The organism is Actinoplanes octamycinicus (assembly GCF_014205225.1).
Classification (GTDB): domain Bacteria; phylum Actinomycetota; class Actinomycetes; order Mycobacteriales; family Micromonosporaceae; genus Actinoplanes; species Actinoplanes octamycinicus.
The window spans coordinates 5199299-5215504 of record NZ_JACHNB010000001.1; the positions used below are offsets into that span (position 1 = coordinate 5199299).

12 protein-coding genes are annotated in these 16206 nt (G+C 71.8%); 4 read left to right on the forward strand and 8 right to left on the reverse strand.

Annotated features, from left to right (window positions below; translation table 11 throughout):
- Positions 1–29: 29 nt before the first annotated feature.
- Positions 30–1703 carry a discoidin domain-containing protein gene (locus tag BJY16_RS22720; RefSeq protein WP_185041600.1) on the reverse strand — a complete coding sequence of 558 codons (1674 nt, stop codon included), beginning with the start codon at positions 1701–1703 and terminating at the stop codon, positions 30–32.
- Between the two features lie 218 nt (positions 1704–1921).
- Here BJY16_RS22720 and BJY16_RS22725 point away from each other — a divergent pair, with 218 nt between their 5' ends.
- Both BJY16_RS22725 and BJY16_RS22730 read left to right on the forward strand, forming a co-directional pair.
- Positions 1922–2488, forward strand: a complete 567-nt coding sequence (locus tag BJY16_RS22725; RefSeq protein WP_185041601.1) for a sugar O-acetyltransferase — start codon at positions 1922–1924, stop codon at positions 2486–2488.
- Between the two features lie 36 nt (positions 2489–2524).
- On the forward strand, positions 2525–3073 hold the full coding sequence (locus BJY16_RS22730; protein ID WP_185041602.1) for a TetR/AcrR family transcriptional regulator: 549 nt from the start codon (positions 2525–2527) through the stop codon (positions 3071–3073).
- Here the strand turns inward: BJY16_RS22730 and BJY16_RS22735 are convergent.
- On the reverse strand, positions 3061–6747 hold the full coding sequence (locus BJY16_RS22735) for a DUF8371 domain-containing protein (RefSeq protein WP_185041603.1): 3687 nt from the start codon (positions 6745–6747) through the stop codon (positions 3061–3063). The two genes, BJY16_RS22730 and BJY16_RS22735, sit on opposite strands and share 13 nt — an antisense overlap.
- Positions 6748–6919: 172 nt before the next feature.
- Here BJY16_RS22735 and BJY16_RS22740 point away from each other — a divergent pair, with 172 nt between their 5' ends.
- On the forward strand, positions 6920–7480 hold the full coding sequence (locus BJY16_RS22740; protein ID WP_185041604.1) for an NUDIX hydrolase: 561 nt from the start codon (positions 6920–6922) through the stop codon (positions 7478–7480).
- Here the strand turns inward: BJY16_RS22740 and BJY16_RS22745 are convergent.
- The 3 genes from BJY16_RS22745 to BJY16_RS22755 form a co-directional block, all read right to left on the reverse strand.
- Positions 7423–9264 (reverse strand): AfsR/SARP family transcriptional regulator, encoded by a 1842-nt coding sequence (locus tag BJY16_RS22745; RefSeq protein ID WP_185041605.1) that lies wholly within the window; start codon positions 9262–9264, stop codon positions 7423–7425. The genes BJY16_RS22740 and BJY16_RS22745 overlap by 58 nt on opposite strands.
- Before the next feature lie 25 nt (positions 9265–9289).
- The gene (locus BJY16_RS22750; RefSeq protein WP_221502021.1) at positions 9290–9529 is read right to left on the reverse strand and encodes a DUF4242 domain-containing protein; all 240 of its coding nucleotides are present in this window, start codon (positions 9527–9529) and stop codon (positions 9290–9292) included.
- Positions 9530–9635: 106 nt separating this feature from the next.
- Positions 9636–10286 carry a GGDEF domain-containing protein gene (locus tag BJY16_RS22755; RefSeq protein ID WP_239176745.1) on the reverse strand — a complete coding sequence of 217 codons (651 nt, stop codon included), beginning with the start codon at positions 10284–10286 and terminating at the stop codon, positions 9636–9638.
- 85 nt (positions 10287–10371) lie between these two features.
- Between BJY16_RS22755 and BJY16_RS22760 the strand changes: the two genes are divergently transcribed.
- A complete protein-coding gene (locus BJY16_RS22760) occupies positions 10372–11553 on the forward strand; it encodes an acyl-CoA dehydrogenase family protein (RefSeq protein WP_185041607.1) in 1182 nt (393 codons plus the stop codon).
- Positions 11554–11763: 210 nt separating this feature from the next.
- On the opposite strand, the gene BJY16_RS22765 is transcribed toward BJY16_RS22760, so the two are convergent.
- The 3 genes from BJY16_RS22765 to BJY16_RS22775 all read right to left on the reverse strand — a co-directional run bounded on the left by BJY16_RS22765 (position 11764) and on the right by BJY16_RS22775 (position 16042).
- Positions 11764–11967 carry a hypothetical protein gene (locus BJY16_RS22765; protein ID WP_185041608.1) on the reverse strand — a complete coding sequence of 68 codons (204 nt, stop codon included), beginning with the start codon at positions 11965–11967 and terminating at the stop codon, positions 11764–11766.
- 212 nt (positions 11968–12179) lie between these two features.
- Positions 12180–12842 carry a GNAT family N-acetyltransferase gene (locus BJY16_RS22770; protein WP_185041609.1) on the reverse strand — a complete coding sequence of 221 codons (663 nt, stop codon included), beginning with the start codon at positions 12840–12842 and terminating at the stop codon, positions 12180–12182.
- Positions 12843–12988: 146 nt separating this feature from the next.
- Positions 12989–16042, reverse strand: coding sequence for a putative bifunctional diguanylate cyclase/phosphodiesterase (locus BJY16_RS22775; RefSeq protein ID WP_185041610.1), 3054 nt, complete (start codon positions 16040–16042; stop codon positions 12989–12991).
- Positions 16043–16206: the final 164 nt, after the last annotated feature.

Below are 16206 nucleotides of genomic sequence, written 5' to 3' on the forward strand. Positions count from 1 at the left end.
CCAGGGGGCCGGCCCTGCCGCGGCGTCCCTCACTGGTAGACGCGCACGTAGTCGACCAGCATCCGGCTGGGGAACGGGGTGGTCGCGTCGATCGGACCGGGGAAGTCGCCGCCGACCGCCAGGTTCAGGATGAGGTAGAACGGGTGGTCGTAGATCCACGGGCCGCGGGTGTTCTCCACGGTGTCCTTGGCGGCGGTGAAGACCAGCGTGTTGTCGAGGAAGAAGCGCATCCCCTTGCTGTCCCACTCGACCGCGTAGACGTGGAAGTCCTGGGACAGGTCCACCGATGAGGTGTACTTCTGGCCGTAGCCGCCGGCCCCGTTGTACGCCGGCGCGTGCAGCGTCGTGTACAGCTCGTTGGTGTTGCGACCGAGGATCTCCATGATGTCGATCTCGCCGTTGTAGGGCCACGGGCGGCCCTGCAGGAAGTCGGCGCCCATCATCCAGAAGGCCGGCCAGAGCCCGTTGCCCTTCGGCACCTTGATCCGGGCCTCGACCCGGCCGTACTGGGTGTGGAACTTGTTGCTGGTGTTCATCCGGGCCGAGGTGTACTGCCGGCCCTGGTAGTCCTGCTTCCGCGCTTCGATGACCAGCTGGCCGGCGCCGTTCATCGCCGCGTTCTCGCTGTTCGGCGTGTAGTACTGGATCTCGCCGTTCTGCGGGACGCCCGGGTCGTAGGTCCACTTCGCGGTGTCCGGCTTGGCGCCGTTGCCGCCGTTGAACTCGTCGGCGAAGACCAGGCGGGTGGCCGGGAAGCTCGGGTCGGCCGGCTTGGCGGGCGGGTCGACCGGGTTGCCGCCGGTGCCGTAGACGCTGAACTCCCAGAGCGAGTAGCCGTACGGGCCGCTGCGGGCGGTGCCGTACATCCGCACGTAGCGGCCGGAGCCGGTGGCGGTGATGACGTCCTTCAGGCCGTCACCGGTGGTCGTCGAGTAGACGCTGGTCCAGGCGGTGCCGTCGTTCGACACCTGGATCTGGTACGACTTGGCATACGCCGGGTCCCACTGCAGCACCACCTGGCTGATCTGCGCGGTGGCGCCCAGGTCGACGGAGATCCAGCCCGGGTCCACCCAGCCGGTGGTGGAGCTGGTCGCCCAGCGGCTCGCCGGGTCGTTGTCGAAGGCCTTGTCGGCGGTGCACGGGTTGCAGTTGACGTCGTTCTGCTCGGACGAGGCACGGGCGGGTTTCCCGTACGAGAGCAGCCTGGTCGTCGGGTTGGTGGGGCCGTCCCCGGAGAACACCTGGAACTCCCAGAACGAGTATCCGTAGAGCTCCAGGGCGCGCTGGGTCAGGTTGATCCGGACGTAGCGGGCGGTGCCGCTGACCGGGATGCTCTGCTGGCCGCCGGTCCCGGTGCTGGTCGCGTAGGCCTGGGTCCACGCGGTGCCGTCCGCGGAGAACTGGATGGTGAACGCCTTGGCGTAGGCGTTCTCCCAGTTGATCGCGATCCGGCTGATCGAGGTGGCGGCGCCCAGGTCGACCTGGTACCACTGGCTGGCGGCGAACGCGCTGGACCACCGGGTGCCGGTGTTGCCGTCGTTGCCGGAGGCGGCCGGGGTGCCGGCCCACTCCGAGGACGAGGCGGTGGCCGGCTTGTTCTGTGAGACCAGGGTCTCGGCGGCCTGGGCGCCGCTCGGCGCGCTGACCAGCGCGGCGAGGAGGCCGGTCGCGGCCGCGACGGCCCATTTCCGGGCAGGGGACATCGGGGACTCCTTGGGGATGGAAGATGTGACGGAGCCGTTGCGGGTGGGGGAACACCCTGTGAAATCGCTCTCTTGCCGGACACTGTGTCCTCGCCACCAACCGGTGTCAATGCCTCCCGGAACCGGTTCCGGCAGCGGTTCCGGCATTGGCCCTGCTCACGCCGTGCTTTCCCGGAGAAGTTCCGGAACCTCGGAGGCCTATGTGTACGCTCGTACACATGACTTCGATGCGTGAGCGGATGCTCGCCGGCGAGCTCTACCTCGCCGACGACCCGGAGCTGGCCGAGGCCGCCCTGCGGGCCTTCGAGCTGACGGACGAGTTCAACGCGACCCCGATCCGGGACGGCGACCGGCGGCGGCAGCTGCTCACCGAGCTGCTCGGCGAGGTCGGCGAAGGGGTGGAGATCCGGCCGCCGCTGCGCGTCGACTACGGCCGGCACCTCCGGATCGGCGCCCGCACCTTCGCCAACTTCGGCCTGGTCGCGCTGGACGTCGCCCCGATCACCATCGGCGCCGACGTGCAGATCGGCACCAACGTCCAGCTGCTCACCCCGACCCACCCGATCGAGCCGGGCCCGCGCCGGGACAAGTGGGAGGCGGCCAAACCGATCACCATCGGCGACAACGTCTGGCTCGGCTCCGGCGCGATCGTCCTGCCCGGCGTCACCATCGGGGAGAACACCGTGGTCGGCGCCGGCGCGGTGGTGACCAGGGATCTGCCGGCCGACGTGGTGGCGGTGGGCAATCCGGCGCGGGTGATCCGTAACATCGGCGCGGATGACTGACCGAGAGGCGATGCGGCACGATCCCGGGCGGCGCGGATGACTGACCGACGGACCCGGCGGCACGATCCCGGGCGCCGCGACCGGCTGATCGACGCCGCCCTGCAGGTCATCGCCGAGCGGGGCGTCGCCGGCACCACACACCGGGAGATCGCCCGGGTGGCCGACGTGCCGCTCGGCTCGATGACCTACCACTTCGGCTCGCTCGACGAGGTCCTGGCCGAGGCGTTCGGGCGGCACGCGGCGGCCGCCGCCGACGTCTTCGACGCGCGGCTGGGCGCCGCCACCGACCGGGACAGCGCCATCGAGGCGGTCATCGCGCTGATCCGCGACGACCTGATCGGCTCCCCGAAAGACCTGGTCATGGCGGTCGAGCTGTACGTCGCGGCGGCCCGCAACCCGGGCTTGCGGGCGGTCACCCAGGCCTGGATGCAGCGCAGCCGGGACGCCCTGGAGACGCACTTCGACCCGACCACCGCGCGCGAGCTGGACGCCCTGATCGAGGGCCTGGTCCTGCACAGCGTCCTGTCCACCGACCCGATGACCCCGGACCAGATCCGCCACGCCGTCGAGCGCTACCTCCGCTGAGCCGGCCCGCCCCCCGCGGTTTCCTTCGCCTGGACGGGACGGCTGACGTCGAGGACGAACGGACGTACGTCGTAGCCGGCCGGCGCCTCCGACGCCTGGCGCTCCAGCTCGGCCAGGAGTCCGGCGGCAGCGGGGTGCGCGGGAGTGCGTTCCCGCCAGCGGGCCGGACGCTGGTCGGGCCGGACCCAGTACACCAGGAGCAAGCCGTGACGCAGCCCCATCGCGGTGAGGTAACGGTCGATGAGCTGATTCCGCGTCGCCGTCTCGATCTCGGGGTTGTTGACCAGCTTGGCCTCGATGACGACCCGGGCGGTGTCGACCGTGGCGGTGGCCGAGCGCGCGGAGACCGTCAGATCCATGCGAGTGCCGATGCCGGATGCGCTGCGGCGCTGAACCTGGACCTCGCGGTCGATCGTGCCGCCGTTGAGCCGCTTCTCGAGGTGTCGCTGGACCCAGTCGGAGATGTCGTCCTCGCTGCCGATGTCGGTGAGATCGCGTGACCAGAGATCACGGAACGCGTTCCGGTGGGTCAGTTCATGCTGCAGCTCCACCAGGTGATCGATGACGGCGTCGAGCAGATCTCGCGCGTCCTGGACGAGCCGGACATCGGACCGGCCCAGTACGACGAGCAGATGTTCCGGGGTCAGCCGGGCCATTCTGGTGTCGGCGGCTATCGCCTGTGCTGACTCGCTGAAATGTCGGAGATAACGGATCTCGAAAGCCGTTCGGCCTTCCGCGAGACGTTCCAGAGTCCGTGCCTCACCCCGTTCCATCAATACTTGGAGGGCGCCCTTCCGAGCCTGGACGCCAGGATGGTCGAAGCTCTTCTCGAACGGTGGGTCGTCAGCGGGCGGGAAGCGGTCGAACAGGAAACGGGTGAGATCGCCCAGGGTGTGCGTGTCCAGCTCGCTGAGATGCAGCCCGGCGATGCGTTTCTCCACGACCGCACGGTCGGCGTCCCCGGCCAGGACGGCCTCGGCAACCTTCTGGGGCTCCGTCTCGGCGAGATGCCTCCTGGCTCTTCGAGCGAGCGGGGAATCGTCGTCACTGGCCAACGAACGACACAAGCCGGCCACTTCCGCCGGGGTGAATTCCAGCAGGAAGCCGAGAATGTCCGCGCTCGTCGTGTCGTCGAACCGTCGGTGCCGCAGGTAGCCGACCAGCGTCGGCGCCAGGTCCTGGGCGAAGTACTCCTGCACAGGCGTGCGCCACCATCCCGGCCGGGCGTCCATGACGCGCCGGACGGTGGTGAGTACCTGCTCCCTGGGGTCGCCGGGCATCAGAGCGATCAGCTTCTTCAGCGGTTCGCCCTCGTAGTAGGGATGAACGCCGCCGATGACCGGCGCCCACGTCGACCAGCACGCGCCGGGCAGCCCAGCCAGTCGCTCGGGATGGTGCTCCGCCACCGTGGTCAGCAGGTACACGCCGGCCCAGTCCCGGTATGCGTCCCGTGAGACCGCCGCTGAGTCCAGCCATGTCTCCGGATCCGGCCGATGCCGGATGACGTACTGCCAGCCCAGATCGATGACTTCCCGCTGTTCCTCCGCCGTCAACAGCGACCAGCCCGGTCGTGCGGTCAAATCGAAGGACCACATCTCGGGTGAGGACTCGCCGCTCAACGCGATCACTGTCCGCCACCAGCCGAGGAGATCCTGACGAGCGGCGACCAGGGATTCGCGGATCCGGCGGGACTCAGGGCGCTCCTCGGGGACGGCGGGATCCCCCGGCGGTTCGTTGATCTTCGCGAGGCACCGATCGAGCGCGGCCCGGGCCGCAGCCGGGAAGGTGCCCGCGTCGTCCGTCAGCCATGCGGCGTCCTCGGGGGTCACCAGACCGGAACGGAGAAGTTCCCACCAGCGACCCTCGCAGCGTTCGGCGACCGCCACGGCGAGTTCGCGACGGCGGCGCCGGTCGCCCGTCCAGGGCGGATCGAACCGTTGGCCCAGTGGTGCTTCGGCAAGCAGCGAACTGAGGGCTTCGAGCTGCCCGGGCTCGTGCAGATGGTCGAAGGCCCGGGTGACGGCCGTGGTCAGGAACTCGTTGACCCAGTAGGCGAACTGGAATCTGTCGTCCTCCGTGCGCTGCGTGGCCCAGGAGAGCAGCATGGGCAGGTCGGAGGGGGCGACCCTGTCCGGGAACTCGCCGAGGAGCTTCTTGTAGGCGCCGATGTAATTGTTCGTCCGGGGCGCATGCAGCATCGGCAGGATCTCGGCGAGCGGCAGATGCCTCGGAAACATCCCGTCGATGAACGCGGCGCGCAACTCGTCGTCCGGATCGGCCTTCTCGGTCAGGTCCAGCCGGGAGCGCAGGGCCTGCCGGTCACTGTCCGTACCCAGTTTCAGGATCAGGGTGATGGCGGGGCGCCGTGCCCAGGCGAACCATTCCCGCTCCCCGGCCACCCGGGTAGCGAAGGGAAGCATCTCGGTCACCCGGCACGCGAGGGCGATACGGCAGATCCACCACGATTCCAGTTCTGCGACGGAGTGTTCCGCCGCATGAGCCGTCAATTGGCGGGAGAGATCAGGATGGTCGAGCAACGAGAGGTCGACGGACCACACCGGTGCGAGCCGTGCCTCTCGTGCCGCGTGGAGCAGCGCACCGACAAGCGCGGCTCGCACGGGGGCCGGGAACTCGACTCCCGATGCGAGCAGCGCACCGACGTTCTTCGGAGCCAGCAGGTCGACGGCTTGTGGGCGCAGCGCGGCAACCCACGCGGCAACGCTGCGCATCGCTCGCGGGAGAACGCCGTCCGTCATGCTCAGCACCTCGGTGAGCTGACGCGACGTCGGCTCCCGGCCGGCCACGTACGCCGCGGCCAGATAGTCGGTATAGACCTGATGGCGGAAGACCACACTGCCGGGCGCCCCGGACTCGAACAGCGCGCTGCCGAGCACCTCCTTGTGGATCTCATGGCCGAAGGTGTGATCCGGGCGGTCCGGCTCGGCGGTCGAGGGCAGGTCGCCCAGGCTGACGTCGGCACCCGTGGGTGTGCCGCGAAGGGTGAACCGGGTGACTCCGGAGAAGACGCTGAAGGCGGCGAGCCGACCGGCTGCCCGCCGGCGCAGGTCGGCCGGAACGCGGAGTGACTCCCGGCCGTCCTCCCGCTCGGCCAGCAGCCTGACGATTTCGTTCTCCAGGATGTCGGCCTGCCGCGCCGGGAGATGACCGAGTTGTTGCCAGCGCTGCGCCGCCGCGACGAAGTGCAGCGCCGATCCGGTCAGCCGAGCGGATCCGGCCCGCCCGAGCGCGTCGAGGAACCCCTCGTCCACCCCGGCCGCCGTCAGCCACTCCGTTGCCGCGTCCCGGCTGAGCGGGAGCAGCCGGTATGTCGCCAGATCAGGCATGCCGAAGTCGTTCCACGCGGCCGGCCGGCAGGCGAGCCGCCAACTGACCCCGGCCGCCTCCGGCCGTTGCATCGCTCGTTGCAGGCGCCGGAACATCGCGGGCTCGAACGCGTCAGCCTCGTCGAGGGAGTCGAGGTAAACCGGTCGAGACGTGGCGACGGCAGCGGCGACGGCCGGTTCGATCTCGCCTCGGTCCAACCCGACCAGATCGACAGCGACGCCACCCTCCAGATCTCTGAGCTCGTGGAGAATTGTCGACTTCCCGGCACCTCCCGGGGCCAGGAGCACGTAGCCGCCCGCGGCTCCGGCCAGGTCCGTCGCGGGGACCACCCCGGCTGCGGCCGGGTCAAGAAAGCCATCGCGCCCGAGAGGCGTCTGGGGTGTTGCGCTTCCCGGTGGGATCAACTGGACGTGACGTCGGATACGCGAGTCTGGCAACCGTCTTCCTCGAGCCTGGGGAGAGCACCAGTTTACCGGCGGGGAGGTCCCGGACCGGTGGGTCATGACAAGCGTTTCCGGGCCGAGGCAAGATCGCACGGTGGAACAGCTGAGCAGTCGCGTGGTCTATCGGAATCCGTGGATGACCGTGCGGGAGGACGAGATCCGGCGGCCGGACGGCAGCGCGGGGATCTACGGCGTCGTCGAGAAACCGGACTTCGCGCTGGTGCTGCCGCGCTGGCGGGACGGGTTCTGGCTGGTCGAGCAGTTTCGCTATCCGGTCGGGCGGCGGGCCTGGGAGTTTCCGCAGGGCAGCTGGGGGAGCGGGGCGGGCGGCGACCAGCTGGCTCTGGCCCGGCGGGAGCTGGCCGAGGAGACCGGGCTGCGGGCCGGCGCCATGGTGCACCTCGGGCACCTCTACGAGGCGTACGGGTACTCGACCCAGGGCTTCGACGTCTACCTGGCGACCGATCTGGCCGAGGGCGAGCCGGACCGAGAGGTCACCGAGCAGGACATGGTCCACCGCGCGGTCACCGACGCGGAGATCACCGGGATGATCCGGTCCGGTCAGATCGTCGACGCGCCGTCGCTGGCCGCGCTCACTCTGTACCGGCTCGGGTCCTGAGCCAGCAGCGCGTCCAGTACCGGGTTCGCGATGTCGCCGGCCAGCAGCCGCGCGGCGTCGTGATCCCCGGCGTGCCCGAGCGCCGCGCCGTGCCACATCGCCCGCACGATCATCTCCCGCATCCCGGTCCGGGACGCCAGGCGCCGCAGCGCCCCGACCCAGAGCGGGGCGTTCGGATGACCGTGCCGCCGGCCCAGCTCGCACTGCGCGTCGAGGATGTAGGCGTCCAGCCAGACATACGAGTCGGCCATCCGGTTCGACCGCCGCCGGGCGTCGGCGAGCAGCGCGAAGGCCTCGGCGGTGCGGCCGGCCGCTTCGGCGGTCAGGGCCAGCGACCGGGCGGCGATGCCCTCCCAGCAGGGATCGCCGAGCTGGCAGGCGCGGGCGAAGGCCTGCTGGAGCACGGCGGCGGCCGCCGCGGTCTCGGACGCGGCCAGGTGCACCTCGCCACGCAGCGCCTGCGGCCAGGGCAAAAAGGCCAGCCAGTGGTCCCGCTCGGCGAGCCGGATCGCCGCGTCGAGGTGCTCGGCGGCCGGTCCGACCGCCCCGGTGAGCAGGTGCACCCGGCCGAGCATGGACAGCGCGTACGCCTCGGTGCGCGGGTCGGCGCAGGAGCGGGCGAGCCCGGCGGCCCGGTCCAGCAGCCGGACGGCGGAGGCGTAGGCGGCCCGGTCGCTCTCCACCGCGCCGAGATAGGTGGTGGCCCGGGCGGCGATCGGCCCCGAGCCGCCGGCCACGGTGAGCGCGTCGGTCAGCCGGCGGTGGCTGCGGTCGTACCGGGCGCGGAGGAAGTCGACGTAGCCGATCTCGGCGCGGGCCCGGGCCACCGCGGCCGGATCACCGTCGGCCAGGCCGAGCCGTTCCGCCTCGTAGAGGACGGCAAGCCCCTCCTCGTCCATCCCGCGCGTCGAGTGGATCAGCGCCTCGGCCAGCCGCAGCCGGGCGGCCAGCCGGGACGGCGCGTGCCCGGACCGGTCGGCCAGCCCGATCGCGGTGCGCAGCGACCGGACGCCGGTCTCCACCGCGCCGGCCGCCACCGCCGCCGCGCCCGACTCCACGATCGCCTCGACGGACGCGTCGTCCGCGACCACCTCCCGGTGCCGCCGGCCCTCCGCCATGGCCTGCTCGACCGCCCGGCCCGGCGCGACCCCGAGCTCCTTGCGGAAGAGCGCGGTGACCGCCGCGAACTGCTGCTCCGCCGCCCGGTCGTCGCCGGCGAGCCGGTACAGCCGGATCAGCAGGGCCTGGTGGTTCTCGTCCAGCGGGCTCATCGCGGCGGCGCGCACCGCCAGCCGGCTCGCCGCCTCCAGATCGTCCTCGGCCAGCCGGCCCAGGGCGGCCTCGTGCAGAATCGCCTCGGCCGCCGCGGCGATCCGCCGCCGCTCGGAGAGCAGCCACGACTCGAACGCCGGCGCGTCCCGGACGGTGACGCCCTCGAGCAGGTCGGCACCGAGGCCGGGCAGGTCGACGGCGGCCGCCCAGGCGCCGTGCGTGAGGACGGTGACGTCGACGACGGCGTCCGGTGGCAACCCCAGCACCACCGGATCGCCGTCCAGGGTGACGCCCAGGCAGCGGCGGATCTCGGCCAGCCCCCAGCGCAGGGCCCGCATCGGGTCCTGCGCCTCGGCGTACAGCAGGCCGGCGAGCCGGCTCCGGGTCGGCGGGCGTTCGCCGAGGACCAGGCAGGCCAGCAGCGCCCAGCTCTTGCGGCTGCGCATCTGGTGTCCGTCCCCGTCCGGCCGCTCGACCCGGGGTGGACCGAGCAGGTGCACGGTGAGACCCATCGCCGGCCCGGTCCTCTCGCCTCGTTCAGCCCTGCGCGCTGATCGGGTAGATCTCGTCGGCCACCAGCCCGTGCGCCTTGCGGTGCACGGTGGCCGCGGCCTCCGCGTCCGGCGCCTCGACCAGGCAGAAGATCTTCCCGCCGGCCTCGTCCACCCAGTACTTCAGGTAGTTGACCCCGAAGCCGTCCTGCACGGCCAGGTCGGCCTCGTGGGCGGCGGCGACATCACTGGCCAGCACACCGTCGCCGACATTGTGGACATCCATGAACAGCGGCACTGTCGTCTCCTGACACTAGCGGCCCGGGCGCTTCCCGGGCCCCTGCGTCAGATCAGACAGCCGGGCCGTTTGACGCGCCGTTTGACGGATGGCGTCAGGCCGCGGCGCCGGCGGCCCGCGGTTCCAGGGACTCCTGCCAGATCGCCCAGCGGGTCTCCGGGCCGAGCGCCTTGGCCCGGTACATCGCCAGGTCGGCCCGGTGCACGATCTCGTCGTGGGTCAGCTCGCCGGGCCCGGACACGGCGACGCCGATGCTCGCGGCCAGCTCGATCAGCCGGTTGTCGATCACCACGGGGCCCATCGTGGCGGCGATCAGGCCGGCCACCTGGTAGGCCTGCTCCGGGTGGTCCAGGTCGGTCAGCAGCACCGAGAACTCGTCGCCGCCCATCCGGCAGGCCAGGCCCGGCGCCCGCACGCAGTGCTCGAGCACCTTGGCGAACTCGACCAGCACCAGGTCACCGGACTTGTGCCCGAGGGTGTCGTTGACCTCCTTGAACCCGTTCATGTCGATGACCAGGACGGCCGAGTGCCGGCCGGTCCGGGCGGTGCGGGCCAGGTTCCGGTACGACGTGGCCCGGAACCGCGATCGGTTGCCCAGCCCGGTCAGCCCGTCGGTCATCGGGACGACCGCCCGCCACGCCTGCCGCAGCCGGGGACGCCGGGCCCGCGACCGGGACGCCCGGATCCCGGCGGCCAGGCCGATGACCCCGACGACCAGCGCGGCGCCCTCGATGACCTCGACCAATGCCCCTCCTCCGCCGTGCTGACCCGCGTTTGATCGGTCACCGTGCGGGCCACTTGAGAAACGGCCGCGATCGTAGGATCGGTGGATGTCCGTTCCCCAGACGCACGACGAGGCGGTCACCGCCGCCCACCGGCTCGCCGCCGGGCTCGCCCCCGGCGCGATCCAGCGCGACCGCGACGGCGCGACGGTGATCCCGTCCGAGGCACTCGCCGCGCTCGACTCCTCCGGCCTGCTCGCGATCACCGTCCCGGTTGCCGACGGCGGTCCCGGGCTCGGCCCGCGCACCCTGGCCGAGGTCGGCCGGGTCATCGCGGCCGCCGACCCGTCGATCGCCCAGGTCCCGCAGGCACACTTCCTGCTGGTCGACGTGCTCGCCGTGCACGGCGGCCCGGAGGCCCGTAAGCGCCTGTTCGGCGAGGTCCTGGCCGGCCGCCGCTTCGGCAACGCGCTGGCGGAGCGAGGCGGAAAACACGCACAGGACTTGCGTACGAAGATCAGCGGCGGCCTGCTCGACGGCGTCAAGTACTACACCACCGGGGCCCTGACCAGCGCCTGGATCGCGGTCAGCGCGCTCGACGAGCAGGGCAGGCTGGTGCTCGCCTTCGTCGCCCGGGACGCCGCCGGGGTGGCTGTCGACACCGACTGGGACGTGATCGGGCAGCGCGCCACGATCAGCGGGACGGCCACCTTCACCGGTGTGCCGGTCGAGCCGGGGCTGCGGCTGGACTACGCGCACGCCTACGAGCAGCCGCAGCAGCTCGGGGCGCGGGCGCAGCTCTACCACGCGGCGATCGAGGTGGGCATCGCCGGCGCGGCGCTCGCCGACGCCCGGGACTATCTGCGGACCAAGGCGCGCCCGTCGACCGAGGCGGTCCGGGCCGGCGCGTCCACCGCGGCCGACGATCCGCACGTCCGGCACCGGTACGGCCGGCTGGCCAGCCGGGTGCGGGCCGCCGAGGCGCTGCTCGAGTCGGCGGCCCGGACCCTCGAAGAAGTGACCTTGTTCCCGGCGGACGCCGACGCCGCCGCCCGGGGGTCGCTCGCGGTCGCGGCCGCGAAGGCCTTCGGCAGCGAGATCGCGGTCGAGGCCGGCTCGGAGCTGTTCCAGCTGTGCGGCACCAGCTCCGCCGCCGCCAAGTACGACCTGGACCGCCACTGGCGCAACGCCCGGACCCACAGCGTCCACGACCCGCTCGACTGGAAGTACGCCCACATCGCCGCGTATGAGCTGGCCGACGTCCTCCCGCCCAATCACGGCCAGCTCTAGCAGCCGTCATGCGGGCCGGCGGCGTCCGCGCGAACACGCCGCCACCAAGCCGAGTCACCGTCCCGGCCGCGGCTCCGCTCCCGGGCTGGCCCTCACGGGTGTCTCAAGACCCTCGAGACACCCGTGAGGGCCAGCCGGGACCGTGCGTGGCGGCTGCGACCGCGGGGCGCGGCGGGTCGTGGCGGGCTCCCGGCGGGAGCGGCACGGCGGCTAACTCGGGTTGATCACCAGGTCGAGCAGGAGCGCGGCGAGGAACAGGAAGAAAGATCCGGTGGCCAGGACCGTGCTGAGGGTCCACCTCTCGCTGCCTGCGGCGTCGGCGCACGTGGCCGCGGTGACCAGGGAGCCGAGGATCAGCAGCGTGAGGAAGTAGCGGAAGCGGGCTCGGCGGTGACCGGCGGTCCGTTCTCTCATGGCCGCTGATCCTAGGCGGCCGCGAGGGGCAGCCGGGCCCGCACGACGCGCGTAGCGGTCGTGCGGGGGCCGGGCCGCGCGGGCCGACCGGCACGGGACTCCGAGTCGTACCGAAAAATCGGACCGCGGCCGGGACGGGGGAGCGGACCGTGCGCGAGCCGGTGCGGCGGAGGCGGACGGCGGACCGGAACCGGCCGGGCGCCTCCGGCGAGCTAGCCGGTGTAGCGGAAGCTCGTGAAGACCACGTCGGCGCTGTGTTCGAAGCCGAGGCGCTCGTAGAGGCGGATCGCGTTGTCGTTGTCGTGCACGGTGTGCAGGAACGGCAGCTCGCCGCGGGCCAGGATGCCGGCCGCGACCGCGAGGGTGAGGCGGGCGCCGAGGCCCTGGCCGCGGAACTCCGGGTCGGTGCAGACCGCGGAGACCTCGGTCCAGCCGGGCATCCGGAAACGCTCGCCGGCCATCGAGATCAGGCGGCCGTCGCGGGAGCGGATGCCCAGGTAGCGGCCCAGGTCGATGGTGCGTTTGCGGAACGGGCCGGGCTGCGCGCGGGCCACCAGGTCGAGCATCTCCGGGACGTCGTGCTCGGTGAGCGGGACGGCCTCCGGGTCGTCGACGGCGGTCATCGCGGTGCCGACCATCTGCACGCCCTGCGTCCGGACGTCCTCCACCCAGCCCGGCGGCGGGGCCAGCGCCGGGCCGGTGAGCAGCGCGTAGTCGGTCAGCGTGGCCAGGTCGCGCCAGGCTGCCGGGTCGGCCGGGTCGCTCACGGCGCAGAACGGGGCGATGTCGGGCTGGTATCGGGCGGCGTCTCCGGCGGCTTCGGCGTAACCGGCCTGCGGCCCGGAGAGGGCGGCCCACACGGGGTTGTTCAGCACCCCTGTGACCCTGCCCCTTCCGGGCCGGACGCGCCAGTCGTTAACCGGTACCTCACCCTGTCAGTGAATGTTCAGTTACTGACAGTGGACAATAAAGCGGACTTCCCGCGCCTAAGGTGGATCGTTGCAGGATCGGCGGGTTCAGCTCACGCGCTGAGCGCGGCCGGCCGGGCCGCCGCGACCAGCGCCGGGATGTCCACCGGCCAGAGCGGCTTGGCGAAGTGGTAACCCTGTCCGTACTGGCAGCCCATGGTGTCCAGGGCGATCCGCTGGCCGGGCTCCTCGATGCCCTCGGCGACCACGGCGAGGTCCAGGTTGCCGGCGAGCGTGACGATCGCGTCGACCAGGGCGTGCTGCTGGCGGCTGGTAAGAATGTCGTCGATGAACGACTTGTCCAGCTTCAGCACGTCCACCGGCATCTGCCGCAAATAGCTGAGGGAGCTGTAGCCCGTACCGAAATCGTCGATCGCCACCCGGACCCCCAGGGCGCGCAACGCGCGCAGGTCCTGGACCACCTTGGCGGCGTCCTTGAGCACCAGGCTCTCGGTGACCTCCAGCAACAGCCACTCCGGCCGGGCCCCGGCCGAGGCCAGCGCCGAGCGGACCTGCTCGACGAAGTCCGGGGCGCGGAACTGCCGCGGCGACACGTTGACGCTGATGTAGCGCAGCGAGGTGTCCGGGTCCTCGGCCTTCCACGCGGCGAACTGGCGCAGCGCCTCGCGCATCACCCAGCCGCCGATCCCGATGATCGTGCCGTTCTCCTCGGCCGCCTCGACGAAGTGGAACGGGCTGAGCAGCCCGCGCGCCGGGTGCTGCCAGCGGACCAGCGCCTCGACGCCGGTGACCCGCTGGTCGGCCAGCTCGACGATCGGCTGGAACTGCAGCACGAACTGCTCGTCCTCGATCGCCTCGTGCAGCTGGGTGCGCAGCTCCAGCCGCTGCACCATGGCGTGCGCCAGGTCGCTCTGGTAGCGCTGCCAGCCGCCCTTGCCCATCCCCTTGGCCAGGTAGAGCGCCAGGTCGGCGTGCCGCAGCAGCTCGGTGGCGTGCTCGGCGTCCCGGTTGGTCGCGACGCCGATGCTGACCTGGCCGCTGACCAGGTGCAGGCCGCCCTCGCCGTCGGGCACCTCGAGGGGCGCTTCCAGCTCGGCGACGATCCGGGCGGCGACCTCCTCGGCGGCGTCCGCGCTGTCGCTCTGCTCGACCAGGATGGCGAACTCGTCGCCGCCCATCCGGGCCGCGGTGCTGCCGGCCCCGATGATCGCCGAGATCCGCTGCGCCACGGCGAGCAGCAGCTGGTCGCCGACCGCGTGCCCGAGGGTGTCGTTGACCTCCTTGAAGTCGTCCACGTCGACGAAGAGCACGCCGAGCGTGGCACCGTCCCGCTCGGCCACCATGAACGCCTGCTCCAGCCGGTTGCGGAACAGCACCCGGTTGGCCAGCCCGGTCAGCGAGTCGTGGAACGCCTGGTGGGTCAGGTCGTCCTCGAGGCGGCGCTGCTCGGTGACGTCGCGCAGGGTGACGACCAGGCCGTTCACCGTCGGGTCGTCGAGGTGGTTGCGCAGGTCGCACTCGAGCAGCATCCGGCGGCCGCCGGCGCCCCGGGCGGTCAGCTCGACGCCGGCCAGCCCGCCGTGCCCGCGGCGCAGCCGGGACAGCACGTCGCGCAGCGCCTCCTGGGCGTCCTCGGTGATCAGCGCGGCCATTGGGGTGCCCACCGGCAGGATGGCGCCGAACAGCTTGATCCCGGACGGGCTGGCGTACCGGATCGTGTCGTCGCCGTCCAGGATCAGGATGACGTCGGCGGTGCTCTGGATCAGGGTGCGGAAGTACGCCTCGCTGTCCCGCTGGTTGATCTCCGCGGTCAGCGAGATCCGCTCCAGCACCACGGCGATCTGCGCGCCGAGGGTCTCCAGCGACGGGCGGACCGCGTGCAGCACGTCCTCGGCCGCGCCGAGGATCAGCTGGCCGTGCCGCTCGCCGCCGGGCACCGGCTGGGTGGCGAACAGCACCGTCGGGAACCCGCCCGCGTCGATGCCGACCGGCAGGTCGGCGGCGGCCCGCCAGTGCACGGCCACCTCCGCGGTGCCCGGCACCTGCGGCGGCAGCACCAGGTGGTACGGCTCGTTCGGCGGCATCAGGCGGCCCACCGCCTGGCGCAGCGCCGCTACGACGTCCCGCTCGGAGGTCGCCGCGAACAGCAGCGACCCGGCCTCGCGCAGCGCCCGCTCCCGGGCCATCGCCTGCCGCTGGGCCATCGCCAGGTCCGCGACCCGGGCCAGGACCAGCAGGAACATCACCGCCGCGGCGGCCGCGATGATCGGCGCGTCGACGATGCCGCTGCGGGCGATCTCGGCCGGCCGGCCCTGCAGGTACTCCAGGCAGAGCACCGCCGGGGCGATCAGCGCGGCCGCGGTCAGCCAGACCAGCCGGTGCCGGCCCATCTCGCCGCGGGACCGGCCGGCCCGCTCGCTGAGCTCCCGCATCGACGGGCGCAGCGCGGTGTACCCCATGGTCGCGTAGAAGACGATCCAGCCGAGGTCGACCGGGCCGCCCAGCGTCCAGTCGCTGCGCAGCTGGGACTGGCCGTAGAAGACGTCCGAGATGAGCAGACCGACCATGGCCAGGCCGAGGCCACCGAGCGCGGCCGGGCGCCTGCCGGTGGCGGTGAACATCCGCAGGACCATCGCCAGCGCCAGCACGTCCCCGAGCGGGTAGCCGACCGAGACGACCTTCTCCAGGACGGAGAGGTCCTCGGCGCGGGTGAACGGGGCGATCCAGTAGACCCAGGCCACCAGGCCCAGGCCGACGGTCGGGACGAGCGCGTCGAGCAGTGCCGCCTTGTTGTCCCCGCGGCCCCGGCGGGCCCGGACGAAGATCAGGAACGCGGCGGTCAGCAGCGGGTAGACGAGCAGGTAGAGGACGTCGTTGACGGCGGGGAAGCCGGGCTGGCCGCCACGCGCGAGGATCAGGTTGTACCAGCTGTCGCCGGTGGTGAAGAAGGCCAGCGCGGCGCTGATCAGATACCACGGCAGGCGCTGGGCCGGCCGGTGGAGACGCACCCCGGCCAGGATCGCGACCGCCGACGAGTACCCGAGCAGCGCCCAGGTGTACAGGTGGGCGTCCGGGAACGCGTAGTACAAGCAGACCAACGCCAGGATCCAGGCGCTGAAGCACGCGCGAGCGGCTCGCGTCGTCATGCTTGCTCCGTTCGAGAGGGTGGTTCCGACTCTGGCGTTATCGGGCCCGGCGGCATCGGCCTGAGGGCTGGCGTCAGGTCGCACCCACTTGGCAACATAGACGGATGTCTTTCCTTAACCTCGCGGCAACGTGGTGTGTCGGAACCTGTTGATGATCTTGGGAA